This is a genomic window from Actinomadura montaniterrae, from assembly GCF_008923365.1.
GTDB lineage: Bacteria > Actinomycetota > Actinomycetes > Streptosporangiales > Streptosporangiaceae > Spirillospora > Spirillospora montaniterrae.
In genome coordinates, this window is sequence record NZ_WBMR01000469.1 from 1 (window position 1) to 1,608 (window position 1,608).

The following is a 1,608-nucleotide window of genomic DNA, read 5'->3' on the forward strand; positions in this document are numbered from 1 at the left end:
CGCCTCGCTGTGACCCGGCGCCCTCGGGCATGCGGGCGCCCCGGCGGGTGGGTGCCGGGGCGGGTGGGGGTGCGGGTGGGTCATGGGCGGGGCGGTTTGGGGAGGAGCTGGGCGAGGGCGGCGGTGGTGGTGCAGAAGGCGATGATCGGCAGGAGGCCTGCTTTGAAGGCGTCGGCGACGTCTGCCGGGGCGGGGTGGGTGCCGAGGACGTCGTAGAACACGATTCCGACGACCGCGACTCCGATTGCGCCGCCGACCTGCTGGAAGGTCGACAGGACGCCCGCGGCCGACGCGGCGTGCTGCTCGCCGACGCCGGCCAGGACGAGCGCTGACATGGGGGCGAGGACGAAGCCCATGCCTGCGCCGGCGAGGGTGAGGCCGGGGATCAGCCAGGCGACGCCGCCGTCTTGGGCGATGCCGTCGATCAGCAGCAGGCAGCCGATGGCTTGGATGGCGGCGCCGAGCGCGAGGACCTGTCGGCCGATGCGGGCGGCGATGGCGCCGGCGCGGGTCGAGGCGGCGAAGTAGCCGGCGCCGAGGGCGGTGAACAGCAGGCCCGACTGCAGGGCGCTGAGGCCGCGTCCCTGCTGCAGGTAGAGCGCCAGGTAGAGGAAGAACGAGGCCATCGCGAGCTGGTAGGCGAGGGCGATGCCGACGCCGACGGTGAAGGCGCGCTCGCGGAACAGCGCGGGCGCGATCAGCGGCGCGGCGCTGCGCCGCTGCCACAGCGCGAACGCGGCGAGCAGGACGGCCGAGCCGGCGAATGAGAACCAGGTCCATTCGGGCCAGCCGAGCCGGCGGCCCTCGATCAGTGGCAGGACGAGTGCGACGAGGCCGAGCGTGACCAGCGCGGTTCCGGTGATGTCGAGCCGGGTGCCGCGGGCGGCGGGGGTGGCGGGGACGGTGCGGCGGACGAGCGCGACGGTGGCTGCGCCGATGGGCACGTTGATCAGGAAGATGCTGCGCCAGCCGCTGCCGAGGAGGTCCGCCTGGATGAGGGCGCCGCCGATGAGCTGTCCGAACACGCCGCCGAAGCCCATGGTGAGGCCGTAGGCGGTGAACGCGCGGACGCGTGCCGCGCCTTCGAACGCGCCGTTGATGATGCCGAGTACCTGCGGCATCAGCATCGCCGCGGCGATGCCCTGCGCGACCCGGGATGCGATCAGCGCGCCCGGCGTCGGGGCGAGGCCGCAGGCGAGGGACGCGGCGGTGAACGCGGTGAGCCCGGCGGCGTACATGCGGCGGCGGCCGATCAGGTCGCCGAGCCGCCCGCCGGTGATGAGCCCGCCGCCGAGCGCGAGCCCGAATCCGGCGACGACCCACTGCGTGGCGGCGGTGCCGGCGTGCAGGTCGCTCTGGATGTCGGGGATCGCGACGTTGACGATGAAGAAGTCGAGGGTGGTGATGAAGATGCCGACGAGCAGGACCAGCAGGCCGGCGGCCGGTGCGGCGTGCGCGGGCGCGCCGTCCTGGGGCCGCCGGGCCGCCTGCGGTGTCGCGGTGGTGGACAAGGGATCTCCCCGGTTCGTTCGTCTCGGTGCGTGCACCATGACGATCTCCCGCGGGCGGTCATCGGGTCGATGACGTCAGGGGTAATGCGGCAGGTGA

At 73.8% G+C, this 1,608-nt stretch carries 1 protein-coding gene; it reads right to left on the reverse strand.

Annotated features, from left to right (window positions below):
* Positions 1–80: 80 nt before the first annotated feature.
* The gene (locus F9B16_RS50345) at positions 81–1,511 is read right to left on the reverse strand and encodes an MFS transporter (protein WP_225992700.1); all 1,431 of its coding nucleotides are present in this window, start codon (positions 1,509–1,511) and stop codon (positions 81–83) included.
* Between the last annotated feature and the right edge of the window lie 97 nt (positions 1,512–1,608).